This is a genomic window from Sulfitobacter sp. 1A13679 (genome assembly GCF_043557115.1).
In the GTDB taxonomy this organism is placed as follows: Bacteria; Pseudomonadota; Alphaproteobacteria; order Rhodobacterales; family Rhodobacteraceae; genus Sulfitobacter; species Sulfitobacter faviae.
Genome location: NZ_JBIFFO010000060.1, coordinates 1 through 1,422 on the forward strand (window position 1 = coordinate 1; position 1,422 = coordinate 1,422).

Consider the following 1,422-nt stretch of genomic DNA (forward strand, 5'->3'; position numbering starts at 1 on the left):
CCCCCGTCCTGACCGGGGACCACGGTTCAGATATTCGAAAGGCCGCAGCGTTTGCTGCGGCCTTTTGCTTTGGCAGGCTATGCGACCCCCCTGAAACGAGAAAGCCGGCGCTCGTAAGAGCCGGCTCCACTCGTTCTAATTCAGCCGCAATCAAGCGGCGTCAGCGTTCACGCCACCTTTGGTCGCGATCTCTGTCATGCGGCGGTCACCATCATAGGTGTGATCAAGCTGCTCTTGCAGTTGTGCACCATCTTCATTCTCGCCCAGACGATTGGCGAAGGCGACAACGCAGCCGTAGCCCGCCAGAGCATAGTGCACCATCCGCTGATACTGCGTGATGATCATCGCATCGCGGGCATCGCTGTCGCCAAAATCCTCCTCCAGCACGTGCTTATGCGCCTCTTTGACAAGACCTTCCATCCCGTGGCAGTGCTCGCCTTCCGGGTCGAGGTCATGTTTGGCGCAGATGGACCTCAGCACATCCATGCCCTTGGCGATTCCATTGCTGCCGTCGATCAGCGCTTCGCTAAGTTCCTTGTCCTCCGCTGCGCGGCCCAGAGCGTTGGTCGCTTCGAGCGATTGCTTGCAGGCAGAGTAGAGGTCTTGCAGTTGGTCGGTGTAGACGTCTTTGAGATTGTTCATAGTCATCGTTCGTCCTCCAATTTCGGGCTTGGTTCGACGAGAAAACGTAAGCTGGCCGCTCAATGTTCCCCAAAGAAGAGAATATCGGCGGAAAGGTCAGATCTGCTCTTGATCCGCCGCCCGTTTGCGACTACCCAAGCCTCCGGCATAGGGGTTTAGCTCAGTTGGTAGAGCATCGGTCTCCAAAACCGAGGGTCGTGGGTTCGAGTCCCTCAGCCCCTGCCATATTTCCTTAAATTAGCGATGAAGCTGCGCCGCCGAGCGGGGCATTTCATTCTTGGCGGTTCGCTGCATCCGTGCGAAGCGGGCGCGTCCCCTGTGGGTGTGCCGAGCCGCGGCAATTTATTCGTTATAGATTTGCCTACCTCAGGCGTCCTTGCGCAAGCGTTCAGCGAGTCGCGCCGCCTTGAGGCGATTCACCCAACTTCCCCTCTATGGCGCTTAATTCGGGGATGATTCACCCGGTCATCGAGGTTTCAACGCAGTCGCATGCTGCCGTCGCGGCGGAACTCAGGGCCTGTTCCTATAGAAATAGCACGCCATTTCAGCAGCTTGCCGAAAAGTCCCCCGAAATCTCATCTTTTCTCACTTTCTGCTTGCGGCTTTGTCCTACTAACCTTAGAACCCCCTCTACCGGCGGCGCTGAGACGCACCGCTGGGGCGCCAGACGGGGCGGACGGCAGCGGAAGCGCGGTGGTTCGGGTCACGAGGCGGATAAGAATTCGAGGTATGAGAGGCGGGGCGCGCCAAGAAGTTAGGGCGCATCTCAGTTTCTTTTGT

The 1,422-nt window shown here is 58.0% G+C and carries 1 protein-coding gene and 1 tRNA gene; one reads left to right on the forward strand and one right to left on the reverse strand.

Going from position 1 to position 1,422, the window contains the following annotated elements; all coding sequences use genetic code 11:
* Nucleotides 1–150: 150 nt before the first annotated feature.
* Nucleotides 151–648, reverse strand: a complete 498-nt coding sequence (locus ACGYLA_RS19505) for a DUF892 family protein (protein ID WP_394434631.1) — start codon at nucleotides 646–648, stop codon at nucleotides 151–153.
* A 143-nt stretch (nucleotides 649–791) separates the two neighbouring features.
* On the opposite strand from ACGYLA_RS19505, the gene ACGYLA_RS19510 reads away from it, so the two are divergent.
* Nucleotides 792–867: transfer RNA gene (locus ACGYLA_RS19510), tRNA-Trp, on the forward strand.
* The last annotated feature ends 555 nt before the right edge of the window (nucleotides 868–1,422 follow it).